The sequence below is a fragment of the Ruegeria sp. BC7 genome, assembly GCF_056539165.1.
In genome coordinates this window covers 121,602-139,295 of the sequence record NZ_JBQFUL010000005.1, presented here as the reverse complement: position 1 = coordinate 139,295, position 17,694 = coordinate 121,602, and the positions used below count along the sequence as shown (strand labels likewise).

General features: G+C 54.9%; 18 protein-coding genes and 1 tRNA gene. 10 read left to right on the top strand and 9 right to left on the bottom strand.

Annotated features, from left to right (window positions below; translation table 11 throughout):
- Positions 1–156: 156 nt before the first annotated feature.
- Positions 157–957 carry a DUF2059 domain-containing protein gene (locus ACR0KS_RS14310; protein ID WP_170566623.1) on the bottom strand — a complete coding sequence of 267 codons (801 nt, stop codon included), beginning with the start codon at positions 955–957 and terminating at the stop codon, positions 157–159.
- Positions 957–1,799, bottom strand: coding sequence for a DUF2059 domain-containing protein (locus ACR0KS_RS14305; protein WP_170566624.1), 843 nt, complete (start codon positions 1,797–1,799; stop codon positions 957–959). Before ACR0KS_RS14305 ends, ACR0KS_RS14310 begins: the two co-directional genes overlap by 1 nt.
- A gap of 124 nt (positions 1,800–1,923) precedes the next feature.
- On the opposite strand from ACR0KS_RS14305, the gene ACR0KS_RS14300 reads away from it, so the two are divergent.
- Positions 1,924–2,013 (top strand) — tRNA-Ser (locus tag ACR0KS_RS14300).
- Between the two features lie 357 nt (positions 2,014–2,370).
- Here the strand turns inward: ACR0KS_RS14300 and ACR0KS_RS14295 are convergent.
- From ACR0KS_RS14295 to ACR0KS_RS14285, 3 genes are all read right to left on the bottom strand, one after another.
- Positions 2,371–2,709 carry a c-type cytochrome gene (locus tag ACR0KS_RS14295; protein ID WP_480693253.1) on the bottom strand — a complete coding sequence of 113 codons (339 nt, stop codon included), beginning with the start codon at positions 2,707–2,709 and terminating at the stop codon, positions 2,371–2,373.
- A gap of 245 nt (positions 2,710–2,954) precedes the next feature.
- Positions 2,955–3,422, bottom strand: coding sequence for a DUF411 domain-containing protein (locus ACR0KS_RS14290; protein ID WP_170411846.1), 468 nt, complete (start codon positions 3,420–3,422; stop codon positions 2,955–2,957).
- A 74-nt stretch (positions 3,423–3,496) separates the two neighbouring features.
- Positions 3,497–4,126 carry a cation efflux transmembrane domain-containing protein gene (locus ACR0KS_RS14285; RefSeq protein ID WP_170566628.1) on the bottom strand — a complete coding sequence of 210 codons (630 nt, stop codon included), beginning with the start codon at positions 4,124–4,126 and terminating at the stop codon, positions 3,497–3,499.
- A 73-nt stretch (positions 4,127–4,199) separates the two neighbouring features.
- Here ACR0KS_RS14285 and ACR0KS_RS14280 point away from each other — a divergent pair, with 73 nt between their 5' ends.
- Positions 4,200–4,616 carry a MerR family transcriptional regulator gene (locus tag ACR0KS_RS14280; RefSeq protein ID WP_170566630.1) on the top strand — a complete coding sequence of 139 codons (417 nt, stop codon included), beginning with the start codon at positions 4,200–4,202 and terminating at the stop codon, positions 4,614–4,616.
- 115 nt (positions 4,617–4,731) lie between these two features.
- Here ACR0KS_RS14280 and ACR0KS_RS14275 read toward each other — a convergent pair whose 3' ends face one another.
- The 3 genes from ACR0KS_RS14275 to ACR0KS_RS14265 form a co-directional block, all read right to left on the bottom strand.
- Complete coding sequence (locus ACR0KS_RS14275; RefSeq protein WP_170566632.1) at positions 4,732–5,538, bottom strand: GNAT family N-acetyltransferase; 807 nt, start codon at positions 5,536–5,538, stop codon at positions 4,732–4,734.
- A gap of 226 nt (positions 5,539–5,764) precedes the next feature.
- Complete coding sequence (locus ACR0KS_RS14270; RefSeq protein ID WP_170566635.1) at positions 5,765–6,937, bottom strand: DUF3987 domain-containing protein; 1,173 nt, start codon at positions 6,935–6,937, stop codon at positions 5,765–5,767.
- A 278-nt stretch (positions 6,938–7,215) separates the two neighbouring features.
- Positions 7,216–8,430, bottom strand: a complete 1,215-nt coding sequence (locus ACR0KS_RS14265) for a site-specific integrase (protein WP_170566637.1) — start codon at positions 8,428–8,430, stop codon at positions 7,216–7,218.
- A gap of 354 nt (positions 8,431–8,784) precedes the next feature.
- Between ACR0KS_RS14265 and ACR0KS_RS14260 the strand changes: the two genes are divergently transcribed.
- The 8 genes from ACR0KS_RS14260 to ACR0KS_RS14225 all read left to right on the top strand — a co-directional run bounded on the left by ACR0KS_RS14260 (position 8,785) and on the right by ACR0KS_RS14225 (position 17,144).
- Entirely contained in the window at positions 8,785–9,243 is a 459-nt protein-coding gene (locus tag ACR0KS_RS14260) for a hypothetical protein (RefSeq protein WP_170566639.1), read from the top strand.
- A 206-nt stretch (positions 9,244–9,449) separates the two neighbouring features.
- Positions 9,450–10,478, top strand: coding sequence for a zinc-binding dehydrogenase (locus tag ACR0KS_RS14255; RefSeq protein ID WP_170566641.1), 1,029 nt, complete (start codon positions 9,450–9,452; stop codon positions 10,476–10,478).
- Between the two features lie 75 nt (positions 10,479–10,553).
- Positions 10,554–11,429: a branched-chain amino acid ABC transporter permease gene (locus ACR0KS_RS14250; protein ID WP_170388382.1), complete on the top strand. Its 876-nt coding sequence runs from the start codon at positions 10,554–10,556 to the stop codon at positions 11,427–11,429.
- A gap of 4 nt (positions 11,430–11,433) precedes the next feature.
- On the top strand, positions 11,434–12,531 hold the full coding sequence (locus ACR0KS_RS14245) for a branched-chain amino acid ABC transporter permease (RefSeq protein ID WP_170566643.1): 1,098 nt from the start codon (positions 11,434–11,436) through the stop codon (positions 12,529–12,531).
- On the top strand, positions 12,528–13,292 hold the full coding sequence (locus ACR0KS_RS14240) for an ABC transporter ATP-binding protein (protein WP_170566645.1): 765 nt from the start codon (positions 12,528–12,530) through the stop codon (positions 13,290–13,292). Before ACR0KS_RS14245 ends, ACR0KS_RS14240 begins: the two co-directional genes overlap by 4 nt.
- Positions 13,289–14,062, top strand: a complete 774-nt coding sequence (locus ACR0KS_RS14235) for an ABC transporter ATP-binding protein (RefSeq protein ID WP_170388388.1) — start codon at positions 13,289–13,291, stop codon at positions 14,060–14,062. The genes ACR0KS_RS14240 and ACR0KS_RS14235 overlap by 4 nt, the downstream gene beginning before the upstream one ends.
- Positions 14,063–14,067: 5 nt before the next feature.
- Positions 14,068–15,954, top strand: coding sequence for an AMP-dependent synthetase/ligase (locus tag ACR0KS_RS14230; protein ID WP_170566647.1), 1,887 nt, complete (start codon positions 14,068–14,070; stop codon positions 15,952–15,954).
- A gap of 29 nt (positions 15,955–15,983) precedes the next feature.
- A complete protein-coding gene (locus ACR0KS_RS14225; protein ID WP_170566649.1) occupies positions 15,984–17,144 on the top strand; it encodes an ABC transporter substrate-binding protein in 1,161 nt (386 codons plus the stop codon).
- Between the two features lie 62 nt (positions 17,145–17,206).
- On the opposite strand, the gene rpsI is transcribed toward ACR0KS_RS14225, so the two are convergent.
- A complete protein-coding gene (rpsI, locus tag ACR0KS_RS14220; RefSeq protein ID WP_170388395.1) occupies positions 17,207–17,692 on the bottom strand; it encodes a 30S ribosomal protein S9 in 486 nt (161 codons plus the stop codon).
- Positions 17,693–17,694 lie beyond the last annotated feature (2 nt).

Below are 17,694 nucleotides of genomic sequence, written 5' to 3'. Positions count from 1 at the left end.
GCTTTCGCCACCTCGAACAGCGCGCCCTTTTCGGGCTGTGTGACGACCCTTGGGATCAGTCCCTTGGGTCAATAATAACGAGACCCGGCGCGGAAAATCCGGCCGGGATGCGCGCTTATCCATAGAATAGCTGTTAAAGTCAACATCAAATACGCATCAGAGGTCTGATCCGTTCAGAACCTGAAACGCAGCGCGACCAAGGCGGTAATAAATCTCATCGTACATACGGTCAAAGCCAACAAAAAAAGCTTCGTTCACGGCTCGGCCTGTTTCGGTTCTCGAGAACGCAATATTCTCACGCATTTGCGTTTCGGTAAGCGGCTGATAGGCCATGAGCAAGAAGGAATACAGCCAAGTCTCAGTTTCCCGACGTACGTTATCCTTCTCAGTCAAAAGTTGCGCCAAGAATTCGCCGTCATCCAGGCCGGTGTCTTCGCCAAGACCGCGGAAGAAGTTGTAATCGGCGCTGAGCGTGCTTTGAACGTTCTTTTCGATCAGGTCATTAACCTCAATATACTCGTCTATCAGCCGATATGATTGAGATGTCTTGTCATCTGAGGAGTAGCTGTCCTGCGCCATCTCTTTGATTGTTTCGTCCTGAAACGCCAACCGTGCCGAGTTTTCCAGAGCGACTATGGTTTGGCCCAACTCACTCTCGAAAAACAGAATTGCGCGGTCAAGCTGGCTGTCCGTCAGACTTTCTTTGAATGCCCCCGTTATTTGGTTTCGCATCCAGTCGGGGTCGTAGATTTCTTCCAGCCGGGTTTCAAAATAGTCGCCACCGGCACCGCCCAGGAACGTTTCGTTCAGCTCACGTGCCTGCCCCTTCCCTTCTTGCTGTAAAATTTCGACAACTTCAGACAGCCGCAGCGCGTCCATTAGGCGATCTATCTTTTCGGCAGCGCCTAGAGGGGCGGACCAAAACAACAAAGACAGACAAGCGGCAAGCAAACGCATCAGATATCCTGCGCAGGATGGAGGTCCGCCATGCGTGCAGCCAGAATTTCAAATTTCATAGCCATTATTTCGTATTGAATTGCATTGAGCAGTTCGTAGACCTCTTGCATCAGAGGTTGCTCTAACGCCTCGGCATAGGCGACGATTTCTGCGTCCGAAAACCCTTGGTATGTGTAAGCTGCGCCAGCCAAGGCTGACAATTGCAGCGCCTGCCGCATACCGGTTTCGTTCTGTTGCAGCATTAGCCTCAATTCATCCGCGTTTAGCTGCAAGTCGATGATGCCAGACGCGCTGGCTGCCAATAGAAACCTAAGTTGAATTTCCTGAAGCGCGCGCAACGCTGTTCCGCTGGCGTCAATCGCTTTGTTCATGCGTTTGATGCTCTCAACCCGGGTCGACCCCTCCTGTATCAGACCGGCCACGATTTCCTGGCCTTCAAGCTGTTTGGCGTCGTCATCGTCATTCATATGAGACGCGTTTTCCGCCTCGACCAGGCGTTGTCCAAGGTCAGAAGCGTAAAACTCGACAGCATGGTTCAGCGCGTCTTCACTGAGCGTTTGTTCCAGTATCGCAACAGCGGTTTCATGCATGTCCTCGGTGTCGAACACTTCATCGGTCAGGCGCGTCCAGTCTGAACCGAAACCGTCGGGGTCGATGCCCAGCATCTCGGGCGCAGAGGCCGAGGCCAACGCAATGCTTTCCAGCGCAACGTCAAAGCCGGTTGTGGTTAGAAAAGCCTCAATTCGGTCACGATCCGCGGCGGCTGCGGGTAAGGTCAGAGCGGACAGCGTCAGCAGCACTGCGGACACAGGCAGAATAAGAGAGCGAGCGATGTGTAACATGGTATCAGAGCCTAGGTGATTTACGCCGTCAGGCAATGGAAAATCCAGTCTTGGTGAATTTTGGGAATTTTCCGCTTGCACCCCCGCTCGTTCCTCACTAAATCCCCCCCTCACAGACCCCCGCGGAGAGGTGCCGGAGTGGTCGAACGGGGCGGTCTCGAAAACCGTTGTGGGTGCAAGCCCACCCAGGGTTCGAATCCCTGTCTCTCCGCCACTAATTTGGGACAAGATATTGATTTTAAATATTATACCTGTGTAGGGGTTTTTATATCCCCCATTTAATCCCCCTATATATGGTAAGCCTCACTTTTGAATTTTGGGCAAGTTACAGTTACCGCCCACTCTTTAACTGGGGTGGCCGAATTTTGAGCCTAGCCCCACACCGGACCTTCGTGCAATGCGCGGCTAACGTCGGGTCAGAGCCCTAACCTGCTCGTTCTGCGATTTACATAAATGTCTGCTTCCGTGATGCTTTCTGGAATGGCGCAATGTCAGATTTGTTTCAGCTGAGAATTGGCGTCACAGTATCTTCAGCAAAAATCTCTACAAAAGGCAGCAGGTTAACAACAGATCAAAGGAACCCGGCGCGCATATAAGCAATGATCTTCCAGATTTCTTCTTCACTCAGCGTTTGTTCAAAGGCTGGCATGTCTGTTCCGAAGCGTTCGCCGCCCTCGGAAACCGCCCATAGAAGGTACTCGTCCCCCGACATCGGCATCTGAACGAACCATCTGAGTAGGGCTGGAGAGGGAACGAGCGAACGTCCGGCGTCACCGTCTCCTAAGCCTTCCGCTCCATGGCAACTCGCGCAGTTTTCCCTGTAAAGAGCCTGACCCTCAGCAACATTTTCGGGCGTAGCGCGAATGGTGCTTCTTGCCCCCCGATATTCTACGGGAACTCCCTCGTTCATATACGTCCAGTGTCGTTGCATGCGCTGTTGCTGACCAGGCCCCATATTGCCGTGCCCCCAACCACGCATATGATCGGACCTCATGTGGTTAGATCCCATTGGCCCGTGACCCCACCAACCTCCTCGTTGTTGTTGAGCGCAACCCACTGTAGCAATGGTGATTGACAGGATGCTCAAGGCAAAAACGCGTAATCCAAGCTGTGTCATTTTCTCCTCCTTACTGTTTCCGCTCGATGAATGTCGCCTCAGGCCGCTTCGTAACTCGTAAACACCTCGGTACTACGGTCCCTAAGGATCAAAAACACGTCGTAGGCCTCACGACGATCTTCCGGCCCCATCCCCGGCGAACCGTAGGGCATGCCGGGAACGGCAAGTCCGATAGCATTAGGTCGCTCCTCCAACAGGCGACGAATATCGGCGACCGGCACGTGCCCCTCGATCATATAGCCGTCGATCTCGCCTGTGTGGCAGGAGATCATTTCTTCGGGGATGCCGTTGTCCAGTTTATGCCGGATGAGCTGTGTTCCAAGGCTGCGCTCCTCGGTAACGCGAAAGCCTTCCTGCCGCAGGATATCGATCCAAACCCGGCAACAGCCGCAATTTGGATCCTTCAGAACATGGATGGAAGGTGCGTTTTGCCCAAACGCGGCAAACGGTACTGTGCCGGCAAAGCCTGCAGCGTAAGTCAGAATTTGGCGGCGTTTCAGGTGCATAGCGAGAGTCCTTTGTAAATATTCCTCATTTGAGCCAATTTCGCATCATTCGAGATCGAAAGTCGTGATCTACGTCAAACATGCTGATGTTCGCCAACTTCCCGGCGCTCGGCGACTGCTTGGCGCACAATATGGAAGGCCGAGGAGAGGAACAAAGAGGCCATGACCGCAGCAACAAGCAGGTCAGGCCATCCACTTGCCGTGCCCCAGACGCCTAGAGCGGCAAACATCACCGCCACGTTGCCGATGGCGTCGTTCCTTGAACAGAGCCAAACAGAGCGGACGTTTGCATCACCGTCTTTATAGCTGACAAGCAGCAACACACTGGCAAGGTTCGTCGCCAGAGCCAAAGCTCCGATGATGCCCATGATTTCCGCTTCTGGGACGCCGACATAGAAGACGCGGTACACCGTCGATCCGAATACCCAAAGACCCATCAAGAACAAGCTGATCCCCTTGGCCAAAGCCGCATTCGTGCGCGCGCGAATTGAGGCACCGATCACGGCGAGCGAGATACCATAGGTCAACGCGTCTCCGAGAAAGTCGAGTGCATCAGCCTGAAGCGCTTGAGACTTTGCGTAGTGGCCGGCGGTCATCTCAACGACGAACATCGTCGCGTTCAACGCGATGACGATCCATAGCCGTCGTTTGTAATCATCCGATACGCCGTCGAACTTGGCGTCATGCCCGCAACATCCTGACATTGGAAAGCCCTTTTGAGTCCGCATCAGACATAGTGTAGTGTCTCTAGTGACTAGAGGTTCAAGAGGTATTTTCATGTTTTCTATCGGGGAACTTTCAAAGCGCACGAAGGTCAAAGTTCCGACTATCCGCTACTATGAGGAGATGGGCCTGCTTGCCGCACCAGAACGCACAGAAGGCAACCAACGGCGCTACGACATGGCAGGGCTAGAGCGTCTCAGTTTCATCAAACATTCGCGCGATCTTGGTTTCTCGATTGAAGCAATTTCCGATTTGATCGAGCTTCAAGGCCACCCGGATCGTTCATGCCAAGAAGCGACGGACATCGCCGTCTCACAACTTTCCGACGTTAGGGCAAAAATTAAACGGCTACGCGCTCTCGAAAAAGAGCTGGTTCGGATTTCGAAAGGCTGTGGTGACGAGCGGGTGTCAGAGAACTGCTATGTACTCGCGTCTCTTGCCGATCATAAGCTCTGTCACCAAGATCACTAAACTATGAGCGGACATTGCTTCAGCCGCAGCAAATGACTGTTTTGTCCGCAATGCGGTTACTCACCACAATTCGACGAACGACCGCACCGAGCCCACAACGGACTACAGGAACTAATTACTTTGTGTGCTGGCTTGAACCCAGAACGCTGGCATCAATGCATTGCGCCATCATCCATTCCGTGTCCACCACACCCAGCTTTTGGCACAGCTTTTGGGATGGAACGTTGTCGCTTCGAACTCCTGTGATGAAACCGCGAGCGCCATTGTTCTCCCACATGTGTACAATCGCCATTGCCCCCAGATAGAGCGCAATCCCTTGGCCACGCCTGTCGGGTCGTGTTGCCAATGCACCCCAGAAAACGTCAGTGCCACGGTCAAAACTTGCCTCGAGCATCTGATGGCTTGATGCGCTGGCTACAGGTAGACCACTTCCGTCAACGGCAGTGAACACAATTCCGGGTATTGAGACGCCTCTCATGATTGAGCCCGGCACTGGCGCGACCCCCTCGTTCTCACACAAAGCAACGACCGATTTAAGCAACTCCTGTGGGGATTTTTCATCAATTCGCATAACTCGAAGGTCTTCTGGCAGCGAGCGATCTTCGAGCAATTGCTTCGCATGTTCGTAAGAAGCCGGACCTCCGCGATAGTGTTCATGCCTGTCAGTTTGAAGGCCTCGCGCTGAGAGGTTCGCGAATAGTTCGCGGTCAAGTTCTTTCGGACAATAGTAACAAATGCCTACGCCTTGAATGCGAGCGAGGGCCGCCATCAATTCGGCGGTATTCTCTACCGGACCATTCAGGCCGATGGCTCGCCCATAATACCGATAATGACCGCTAGATCCGAGTAATTTCCAAAGTTCGGCCGCTTGTCGCAGGGCAGCTATCCTGTCCGGGTTTCCGAAAAATTCATCCTCAGCCATTGATCTTTTCCAGTTGTATTGGCTGCGAATAATTATTGGCAGAAGTCCGTTGTCCCAGCAACCATCAACGGCAGCAAAGTCCGCATCTGTGTCCTTGGAAACGGATGCAGCGAAGGTTCGCAACCCGTCTGACCTGCAAGAACAAGGCCTGACAAAACCGACACAACCGACAAAACCCCTTTGCTTGGCGGTTCTGTCAGTTTTGTCGGTTTTGTCATTGCGCTGTTCACGGTGGTTCCTGATGGATCATCGGATTGACGATGTACAGTCGAGAACGTCGCCCGCCTGCTGCGCCTGACGGTTGTTCCACCAATCGGATAATGTCTCCTTCTTCCAGTGTCTTGAGGGCCGGATTTAACTCACTGGCGGTGGCCAACCCCGACCGGTCCAGGCGCAAGACCTCGCGGGATGTGAAGCGCTCCCAGTCTTGTTCCCGGATTAAAGCCACCAACCGCCGTGCGGCCCGTTCAGTCTTGGACAGCGATGCACTTGCGTAAGCGCGCTGCGCCATCGGCAAAGCGTGGGATGTGACAAACAATGCTGCCCGCTCAAAGTCCGCCTCAGTTACCTGGTGCGCCTCGTCTTCGATCCCCGTTGCCCAGTCCAGATACGACAACACCAGGGCAAGTCGAATAGTCATGCCGGGGAGCTTCCCTATATACGAGAGCAACAAGCCATCTGCTTTTGCCTCCAAGTCCCTTACGTAGCTACGTAACGTATCCAGGCGGTCGCGGGCGCCTTCCGTAAACGAAATGAGCCAAGGCCGCGTGACGTCGAATTCGTCCGTTACCATACGTAGGGATAGGAGCCTGGTGAGCGCCCGATCAATAAACGCATCATCAGGAATGGATTGCGGGCGCTGTATCGGAACGGGATCAGGCCAGATCGGTATGAACCGCGCCAACAAGCCATCATCGTCAGAGTTGATCAGCAACCCGTTCAGCTTGTCCGGCTGGATGCCTCCCACCACGCCAATAGACAGCCGGTCTATGTATACGGGATCACGTCCCATACGTTCGACCGTATACGCACGACCGCCATAAGCTTCGAGCCAGAAGGGTCGATCCGATCCGCCGCCGGAGTAGCGTGTCATGCCTTGCAGCCACCCCGCCAACTCATCCCGTGCCGCCAAAGTCCCGCGCGCCTGCTTTTCCAGGATCACGGCTAGGCGTTCTACGGTGCCGTCAGCTACGCAGAGACGCGGTAGGAACGGTTCTTGACCAGGATTGGCTGCGTCTGGTCGTTCGGGGGGCGTGGACCCGTCCCTAATCGCGGCTTTGGTCGCTTCCTTCCAGGTGTTTTCGGCAATCTTGGCAATCTCTGCCGCCTCGCGCCATTGAGCGAGTTCGTTCTCGGATATTTTCCGGAGTTCCCGCTCAGCTTTGCGAAGTGGTGTCAACCGTTTTCGGCAGTATCGAGAAAGGCAGGGATTGCTCTAATTCCTAACTTTCCGTCGGTTCCGGTGTTGGCGCATCGGAGCCGACACGAAGCGCTAACTGCCAGTAAGCGCCGCGTAAGTCCGAATAAGCACAGCAAGATTCACCTGCCAACACACCCCCGGAGAGGTTGCAAAACCTATTTATTACAGTGCCTTGCGTAACGACCTGGGGGACTGCGTAGGAAATTCATAGAAAATGCAGGTTTTTTGGACGGAAATCCTAAGTATCTGATTTTACGCTATTCTTTTTTCAAGAATTTTTCCCAGGCAACCATCATCTTACGGCGGCGCTCCAAGGCATCCGTTCTGCGGTAGGCGCGCACAACCATACTGTCTACATTATGCGCAAGTGCCAGTTCCGCCATGTGGTGATCGTAACCTTCCTCAGCCGCCCAATCGCGGAAGGTGGAGCGTAGCCCATGCGGAACGGCAGGTGATCCGCTTTTGGCGTCAAAATAGCCAGGGCCGTCTTTTGCGAGGTCAGCCTTGTGCATCTTCCGCATGACGGAAGACAACGCCATATCTGAAAGCATGCCGCCCTTGGCTCCAAAGAACACGTAGGGCGAGCCTTCGAGCCGAGGAAGCTCTTTCAGCATAGCAATCATGGAAGGGGTTAGCGGAACGCGATGCTGCCGCCGCGCTTTCATACGCGCCGCCGGTATGGTCCAGTGACCCGCCTCAAAGTCGACTTCATCCCAGACCATGCCTCTTACTTCGCCGGATCGCGAGACCGTCAGAGCCGCAAATTGTAGCGCCTTGATCGACATACCGTCCCGGCTTGAAAGGTCAGCCCACCAGCGCCCGATGTCATTCTGCGCTAGCGCAGGGTGGTGCTTCACGGTCGTGACCTTACTTGGCTTAGGCAGGACTTCAGACAAGTTGCCTTTCCACCGCGCCGGATTGTCGCCAAAGCGCAATTCGTTCACGGTTGCCCAGGACAAGACCTTTTCGATGCGCCCGCGTAGGCGGCTGGCGGTTTCAGTCTTCTCTTCCCAGATCGGTTTAAGAACCGAGACAATGTCAGTGACCTCGATAGCTGCCACTGACCTATGGCCGATCACCGGTATCGCGTAGGTGTCCAATGTCGCGCGCCATTGTTTCTTGTGCTTTTCGCTGCGGAATTCCGCGAGTTTGGCTTCCAAGTACTTTTCAACAACGCTGGTAAAGTCCGTGTCCATTTTGGCTTTGCGCTTTTCAGCCAGGGGATCACCACCCAGATAGGCCTTTCGCTTGTTCTCAACCGCTTGTTCTCGCGCCATCGACAATGTGACTAGAGGGTAGTTCCCAAGGCCGATTTCACGGCGCTTACCAGAGATCATCATCCGCTGGACCCAGTACTTGCGACCCTGTTTGTCTATTCTTAGAAACAAGCCATAGCGGCTGTTATCGAAGTATTTCCCTGGCTTGGTGATGTTCTTTACAAAGGCTGCTGTCAGAGGTTTGCCTGCTGCCATGAATCTGCTCGTTCCGTATTTTTGTCCGTCACTTTATCCCCCATTTGATGCTGGATTTCACCGGAACTCACAAGACCTCATTGGATGCTAAAGCGGAAATTAACTGTTTAAAATATTGATCTTATGGGCATCCCGTGGATCACATCGGATCACTGCATGGCTGCCTGTCTCTCCGCCACTATCCTTCGGATTCAGTGATCTTGGACGTTGCAGTGGCGTGATGTCGCCGCTGGTTCAGTGTGGATAGGCGCGGCGCGGCTCAATCCGGGTTAATGCAGAGAACACGCAGGATTTCCCCTTGGAAAATCAGTAGGGTTAGGCCATCTCGGTCCCACGTATTTAAAGGAGATTCCCATGTCGCGTACAATCTTGTTAGGTGCAGCTATCGCCGCTATTGGCGCAGGTGTTTATTTTTATCTAAACCAACCCGAACCTACGCCGGCAGAGCAGTTGCAGTCCGCCGCTAAGGACGCGGGCGATGCCGTCAGCGATGCTGTGCAGTCGGTTGCGGAGCAGGCATCCGACGCGACTGAGCAAGCTGGCCAAGCCGCGGCGGACCTTGCCAATCAAGCTGGTGAAGAAGTGGCCGCCCTGGCCACTCAAGGGCAGGATTTGCTGAATTCCTGGATCGAAGAAGGCACTCTGACGGTTCAGAATTTCGACTATGACGCAATGGTTGCCTCGATCGAAGAAAGCGCGCTAGCTCAAGACTTACAAACACAGGCAATCGCCATTCTGGACGAGATCAAGGCATCGCCGGACCTCATCGTGGAAAAACTTCAAGAGTTGCGGGCACTTTTGACCGCACAGTAAACAGATAGGGGCCGCCGATTTTTCTGCGGCCCTTTTCTTTTGGTCTGGGTTAGCTCTCGCTACGTCAGGTCACTGTCAAGTTGACGTTGGGCTAACCATTTGTTTGGCTGGCAAAAACCCAACTACGTTGCAGCGTTTTTTAGTGCGAAACAGGCTTATACCTGCCATTTTTTCGCGCTGGCGCCAACCGACTGATAGGAACACCTATGACCTCTCTGCCCTCTAACATGTTCGCCGTTATTCAAACGCAGGATGGTTATTCTGATGCTGCGACGGGTCCATTTATCAACAACGCGGCCGATTGGCTTGCCGAAGCAGAGATCCCTGTGCCGTCGCCCGGTCCGGGACAGGTGTTGATCAAATTGCGCGCGTCTTCGGTGAACCCGTCGGATATCCATTTTATCAAGGGTGAGTACGGTCAGCCTCGGGTCAAGGGTGCACCTGCGGGGTTCGAGGGCTGCGGTGACGTTGTGGCTGCCGGGAAAGGTGCCGAAGCGCTGCAGGGCCAGCGTGTCGCCTTTGTCGCTGCTGGTTCCGGGGCTTGGGCCGAATATGTCGTGACGCAGGCGCTAATGTGTATTCCGCTGCGCTCAGAGATCACGGACGAGGATGGGTCAGCCCAGATCGTGAACCCGATGACTGCGATGGCGATGGTTGATATCGCCAGAAACGCAGGCGATGCCTTTATCGTTTCTGCAGCAACAAGCCAGCTTGGAAAGCTGATGTGCAGTTTGGGGCGCGATCTTGGTCTTAAACCGATCGCGCTGGTGCGTCGTGCCGATGCTGTCGAGAATTTGAAGGAATTGGGTGCGCATGAGGTTTTGGTGACGTCAGATCCCGATTTCATGCAGAAGTTCTCGGCGCTCAGTACCGCGTTGAAACCGCGAGTGTTCCTTGACGCAGTGGCCGATCAGATTTCGGAGCAGGTATTTTGTGCGATGCCCAACGGCGCGCGTTGGGTGTGCTACGGTAAGCTCAGCCCCGAGCTGCCCAAGCTGACACAGACAGGTCAGTTGATCTTTATGGACAAAAAGATCGAAGGGTTCTGGCTGACGAAATGGATGACGTCGACCCCGCCCGCCGACCAGATGCGCGTTGTTGGTGAGGTCCAAGCCCGGTTCGCCGACGGTCGCTGGAAAACCGACGTTTCCGAAAGGCTTGCTTTGAAGACCGTAGTATCAGGTTTGGCCGGAGCACTGAAAAAGAGTGACGGAAAGGTGATAATCACGCCATAGTAGAACCAAGCCCCGAACAAAGGAGGAGGTTCGGGGCGTTAAAAACGCCGGGCAAACCGGCAATGGGAGGTGAACTTGGATAACGCTCAGCTGTTAATCAGCGGGCTGGCGAATGGCTGTGTTTACGGCCTGATCGCGCTTGGCTTTGTTCTGATCTACAAGGCGACCGAAGCAGTGAATTTCGCCCAAGGTGATTTCATGATGCTTGGCGCGTTTGTGACCATCGGGCTTACGAACACCGAGTATATGGGGCTGCCGTTTTGGATGGCTCTGCCGATCTCATTGGGGATCATGGGTGTCTTGGGGTATTTGCTGGACCGTCTGATCATCCGGCGCCTGTTCGGAGAAAGCCAGACTGCCGTTGTCATCCTGACTATTGCTTTGGGCTTCGTGATCCGTTTTGTGGCTGGATTGATCTGGGGTCATGAGCCGCAAACCCTGCAAAACCCTCTTGCCGGTAAAGAGGTCCGCTTTGGCGGGCTTGTGCTGGGGATGGAAGACGTGGCCGTCATTGTCGTTACCGTTCTGCTGACCTGGGGGATGTACGTATTTTTCAGTCGCACCAAGCTGGGATTGGCGATGCAGGGTGCATCCCAGAACCAGTTGGCGGCATATTACATGGGTATCCCGGTGAAGCGCGTGCAGGGCTTTATCTGGGGGCTTGCAGGCGTAGTGGCCGGGATCGCTGGTATCTTGTTCGCGGCCAAGGGGTCGGTCGACCCAACGACCGGGCTTATGGGGATCAAGGCATTTGCGGCAGCAGTTATCGGAGGATTTGGTAGCCTTCCAGGAGCATTGGCCGGAGGATTGATCGTTGGTGTGATCGAGCCTTTCGCCAGTCGCTATATCGCTGCGGGTTACAGCCAGATCGCGCCCTATGCTCTGTTGCTGGCCGTGCTGATCTTTCGCCCGAACGGGCTATTCAGTCAGGTTCGGATCAAAAAGGTCTAAGCATATGAGGATCATTTTCAAAACTGACTACATGCAGGATATCCGTCCCTGGAAGGATAGCTATCAGCTTGGTCTCTATCTCGTTTTGCTAGCCGTTGTAGCCGCGTCTCCTTGGTGGCTGGACGATTTCTATCTGGGTGAGCTGACGAATGTCCTGATCTGGGCCATCGCCGGTTTGGGTCTGATGATCCTGACGGGGCACACCGGGCAGGTCAGTCTGGGACACGCCGCGTTTCTGGCCTTTGGGTGCTATGCCAATGTCACGCTGATCGAAGCCGGAGTTCCATTTCTGATCGCATTCCCTCTGGCCGGTGTTCTGACCGGAATTGCCGGGGTCACGGTCGCTGTCCCTGCCCTTCGTCTACACGGTATCTATCTGGCAATCTTCACAATGGCGCTTTCGATCCTGATGGACGACCTCATTGTTCTGGCCGAACCGATCACCGGTGGCGTTGCTGGCAAGTATCTGGGTGGGGTCGAGATTTTCGGCGTGTTGGTAGACCGCTGGGGTACGCCGGTACAGTTCTTTTGGCTGGTTCTTGCCGTGGCCGTGTTGGTGACGCTGGGCTATATCAATCTGCTGCGTGCACCGCTTGGGCGCAGCTTTATAGCCGTGCGAGACTCCGAGGTTTCGGCGCAGGCGATGGGTGTTGATATTGCGCGCACCAAGATGATTTCGTTTGCCTTGTCCTGCGCTGTCACGGGATGGGCCGGTGCGTTGATGGGGATGTATGCGGGCGCGTTCAACAATGAGACATTCAGCGTTGTAATCTCCATCCAACTGCTGATGATGATCGTCATCGGTGGACTGGGCTCGATCCACGGTGCTTTCCTGGGCGCTATTATCATCGGCTTCCTTCCGCAATTCCTGTCGATCTCAAAGGAATATGTCGGCGCATTGTTCGGCGGCAGCACCGTCGCCATACCGGGGCTGGAATTCGGCATCTTCGGGATGATCTTGATCGCCTTTATCCTGTTCGAGCCGATGGGCATGTATGGCCGCTGGCTGAAGATCCGCACGTGGTTCGAGCTGTTTCCGTTCTACCGCAAGGACATGTTCAAACGTCAGAAGTCCTACCTCAAGACGGAGCGCCTGAGATGAGCTTGCTTGAGTTCCAGAATGTCACCCTGAAGTTCGGCGGTCTGACGGCGGTGAATGACCTGTCCTTTTCGGTCGAAGAAGGCGAGGTCTTTGCCATCGTCGGCCCCAATGGTGCGGGTAAGTCGACGGTGTTCAACCTCATCTCGCGGTTTTACGACCCTTTTACCGGGTCAATCCGCTTCGACGGCCACGATCTGCTGCAGGTCAAACCCTCGGGCGTGGCTGCCTATGGGGTGGCGCGGACGTTTCAGAATATTGAACTGTTTGAGCACGCCACCGTTCTGCAGAATCTGTTGGTGGGGCGGCATCGGCACCGCAAAACAAACGTGCTTTCCGAGGTGTTGTTCCTGCCCTCGGCTCGGCGGCAGGAAATCGAAAACCGCGAGAAGGTCGAAGAAATTATCGACTTCCTTGACCTGCAAGCCTATCGCGACAAGATGATATCGGGCCTGCCATATGGTGTGCGCAAAGTGGTCGAGGTCGCCCGCGCACTGGCCACAGACCCCAAACTGCTGTTGCTGGACGAACCGGCCTCGGGCCTGTCGGTCGAGGAAACGACGGACATGCGCTGGTGGATCGACGACATCCGGCGGCAGATGGGGATTACCGTCTTGATGGTCGAGCATGACATGGGGCTGGTCTCAGGGGTGTCCGATCGGGTTTTGGCAATGGCAGACGGAGCAATGCTGGCGCTTGGGACGCCCTCTCAGGTGCAATCCCATCCGGCTGTTGTCGAAGCGTATCTGGGGAAGGCCTCATGAGCGCGCCTATCCTGACCATCCGCAATGTCGAAAGTTTCTATGGCCCGATCATGGCCATCCGGGGTGTTTCGCTGGACGTGCATCCGGGGCAGATCGTTTCAATCCTCGGAGCTAACGGCGCGGGAAAGACCACGCTGATGAAGACGGTCTCAGGTGTGATGGACCCGGAAAAGGGCAAGATCACGTTTGAGGACGAGGAAATCCAAGGCTCTGAGCCGCACAAAGTGGTTCAAAAAGGTATCGTTCATGTTCCCGAAGGGCGTGAAGTGTTCCCTCTGCTGACGGTTGATGAAAACCTCACCCTCGGCGCCTACACCTCGACCGACAAGGGGCAGATCGATCATGACCGCGACCTTGTATTCTCATACTTTCCGATCCTGAAAGAGCGTCGCAGCCAAGAGGCCGGGACCCTGTCCGGCGGGCAGCAACAGATGCTGGCCATCGGGCGCGGGTTGATGGCGAACCCAAAGATCATGCTGCTGGACGAACCCTCGCTGGGCCTGTCGCCTTTGCTGGTACAAGAGATTTTCGGGATCTTGAAACGCCTGAACGACGAGCAGGACATGACCATGATGCTGGTCGAGCAAAACGCCAATGCTGCGCTGGAACTGGCCCATCATGGCTATGTGATGGAGGTTGGACGCATCGTCATGGATGGGGACGCGGACGAGTTGATGAAGTCCGAAGACATCCAGAATTTCTATCTGGGCGTTCAGGAGGAAGGCGCGCGAGAAAACCGCCGCTGGAAACGCAGAAAAACGTGGAGGTGAGTCAGATGAACATCAGCACCCTGCCCCCTCAGACCAAGATCAACGGCATTCAGTTCAACGCGACCCCCGGACAACGGCCCGTTTTGGTGGATGAGTGCGTGACAATCAGCCAGCTTTTTCAGAAGCGTTGCGCGGCTTTGGGTGATCGTACTGCGCATCGCGAAAAGGATTTCGGAATCTGGAAGTCGTATTCATGGACCGATTACTGGCAGCACGCGAAATGGATCGGCCTCGCCCTGCGCAAGCTGGGTCTTCAACGTGGCGAGGTCGTCTCGATCCTGTCCGAAGACCGCAAGGAATGGGCCTGGTTCGATATGGGCATCCAATGCGTCGGAGGTATTGCTTCGGGCGTCTATACCACTGATTCAGCCAGTCAACTGAAGTACTTGGTCAATGACAGCGATAGCCGCTTTCTGGTGGTCGAGAACGAAGAACAACTGGACAAGTTTTTTGAGATCGAAGGCGAAATACCCAGTGTTCTGAATGTCATCATCCTTGAAGACGAAGGTCTGCACGACCTTGATCATGCGAGATGCATGATGATCGACGACCTTTACGCGATCGGCCAGCAGGCGGAAAAGGATGCGCCTGACAGTTTCGAGGACGAGATTGCGTTGTCTTCGCCGCAAGACACGGCGCTGCTGGTTTACACCTCGGGCACGACTGGGATGCCAAAGGGCGCGATGCTGAGCCACGAAAACATTCTGGCCGCCATCGAATGTGGCGCGCATTCCCTGCCGACACTGGAAACAGACGAACAACTATGCTTCTTGCCCCTCTGCCATATTCTCGAGCGCGATGTGTCGGTCTACTTCCCGCTGGCCGCGAAATGCGTCGTTAACTTTGCGGAAAGCCCTGAAACAGTTTTTGCAAACCTGCAGGAAGTCTCGCCCACTACTTTTACCGCTGTGCCGCGTGTATGGGAAAAAATATATTCGCAGGTTCTGATCATGGCTCAGGACGCAACCCCGATTGGCCGCGCCGCTTTCGGATTGGCGTTGAAAGCCGGACTTTCGAGGGCAGAGTACATTCTTGCGGGTAAACCTGTGCCCGCCGGAGTAGCTGCCAATTTCTGGTTATGGGATCGCTTGGTGCTGCGCAATTTGCGGCGGATGCTGGGGATGGACAAAATGCGCCGGGGCGGAAGCGGCGCGGCTCCGATTTCGACCGAACTGCTCAAGTGGTATTGGGCTATCGGCGTGCCGTTGGTCGAAGGCTTCGGAATGACTGAGACCTCTGGTTTGGCAACGCTGAACACGCTTCAGAACAACAAGTTAGGTACGATCGGAAAGGCCGTCCCAAGCAATGACGTTCGTATCGCGGACGATGGTGAAATTCAGATCAAGGGTCTGAACATCTTTCAGGGATATTGGCGCAATAATGCAAAAACGGCCGAGACGTTCACAGCGGATGGTTGGTTGCGGACCGGTGACATGGGGCGGATCGACGACGAAGGTTATGTCACCATAACCGGACGCCTGAAGGACATCATCATTACCGCGGGCGGCAAGAACATTACTCCGGCGGAAATCGAAAGCAGATTGAAGTTCAGCCACTATATCTCGGACGCAGTCGTGATCGGGGACAAAAGGAAATACCTGACGGCCCTGATTATGATAGATCAGGAAAACGTTGAGAAATTCGCGCAGGATCGGAAAATTCCTTTTTCCAATTTCGCGTCCCTGTGTGCTGCGACCGAGGTCAAGGATCAGATCGCGTCCGAAGTCGCGGCCGTGAACAAAGAGTTCGCGCGCGTCGAGCAAATCAAGGACTTCCGCCTGATCGACGTCTTGCTCACTGCGGATGACGATGAGCTTACCGCGACCATGAAACTTAAGCGCAGCTTTGTCGAAAAGAAACACGGACATCTTATTGAAGACATGTACAAATAGATAAGGGATTACCCAAAGGGAGGAGAAATATGAGGAAACTGATCAAACGGCTGGCCACAGCCACCGCTTTGACGGCTTCGGCGACACTTGCCAGCGCCCAGACGCAAGGCGTCACGGATGACGAGATCGTCATAGGCTCGGTCAACGACCTGAGCGGAATCTTCGCCGCCGTCGGAGTTCCTGCCACCAAGGGAGCAAATGTCGTGTTCGACCGCGTGAATGCTGAAGGCGGCGTGCACGGTCGAACGATCCGCTTTGTGGTTGAGGATAACGGCTATCAGATGCCGAGGGCGATGCAGGGCTATAACAAGCTACTGAACCGCGACAAGGTTTTTGCAATGCTGCAGTCGCTGGGAACCCCGATGAATCTGGCGGGTTTCAAGCTGCTGGACCCAAAGGGTATTCCCAATGTCGCCCCCCTGACCGCCGCGCGGCAAATGCTGCAAGAACCGATGAGGAACAAGTTTACGTCCTTTTCGACCTATTTCGATCAAAGCCGCATCGGGGTGAAGTACCTGGCAGAGCAGTTCGGCTCGCAAAAGGTGTGCACGATGTATCTGCCGACGGATTTCGGTGAGGAGATCCTGGAAGGCAGCAAGGCGGGCGCCGAAGAAGCTGGGATCGCGTTCGCGGCCGAAACGACGCATAAACCTGATGAAACCGATTTTGTTGGCTCGCTCAGCAAGCTGAAAGAGGAAGGCTGCGACATTGTCACGATGGCTCTTGGTGTGCGTCAGGCGATCACGGTCGTAGGAACAGCCAAGAAAATGGGCCTTGAGGATATGAAGTTCCTCGGAACTTCGGCCAGTTTCCTGACCGTGGTCGCTCAGGTGCCGGGCGGCGTGACTGATGGGTTTTATGCCGCAGCTTCGTGGCAGGATCTTTGGGCTCGTGCGGATGATCCCGTTCCCGCCGCATTCATCGAAGAATATAAAGCGGCAACCGGCGAAGACCCTGTGGGCTTTTCTATGCTTGGATATGCTGCGGCCGATATGATGGTCAAAGCGCTTGAGGCAGCCGGTCCCGATCTAACGCATGACAGCTTTATCGCAGCGATGGAGTCTTTGAACTACACCGATGAACTGGTGGGGAATGAGATAACCTATGGTCCTGATGACCATCAGGGCGCAGATACCGTCTACGTCAGCGTTGTTGAAAATGGGGCGTGGAAGAAAGTCCACGAAGAATAACCCGAACAACAAAAAAAGGGCTCGCGGATGCGAGCCCTTTCCAAATTCGGTGTCCGTAGCGATTAACGCTTCGAGAACTGGAACGAACGACGCGCTTTGCGCTTACCGTATTTCTTACGTTCCACAACGCGGCTGTCGCGGGTCAGGAAGCCAGCGGCTTTCAGAGCGCCACGCAGCGACGGATCATAGAGTTGCAGCGCTTTCGAGATGCCGTGCTTGACCGCACCGGCCTGACCGGTCAGGCCACCGCCTTTGACGGTTGCAACAACGTCGAACTCACCTTCTACACCGGCAACCTGGAACGGCTGGCGCAGGATCAGCTGCAGAACGGGACGTGCAAAATACTTGTCCTGATCCTTGCCGTTCACGGTGACCTTGCCGGAACCCGGCTTGATCCAAACGCGGGCAACAGCGTCTTTACGCTTGCCGGTGGCGTAGGAGCGACCCAGCTCGTCACGCACGGGTTCACGCGCGATGACTTCTTCAGCCACGGTTTCAACGCCTGCAACGGCGCTCAGCTCTTCGAGAGTATTGATCTGATCAGCCATCG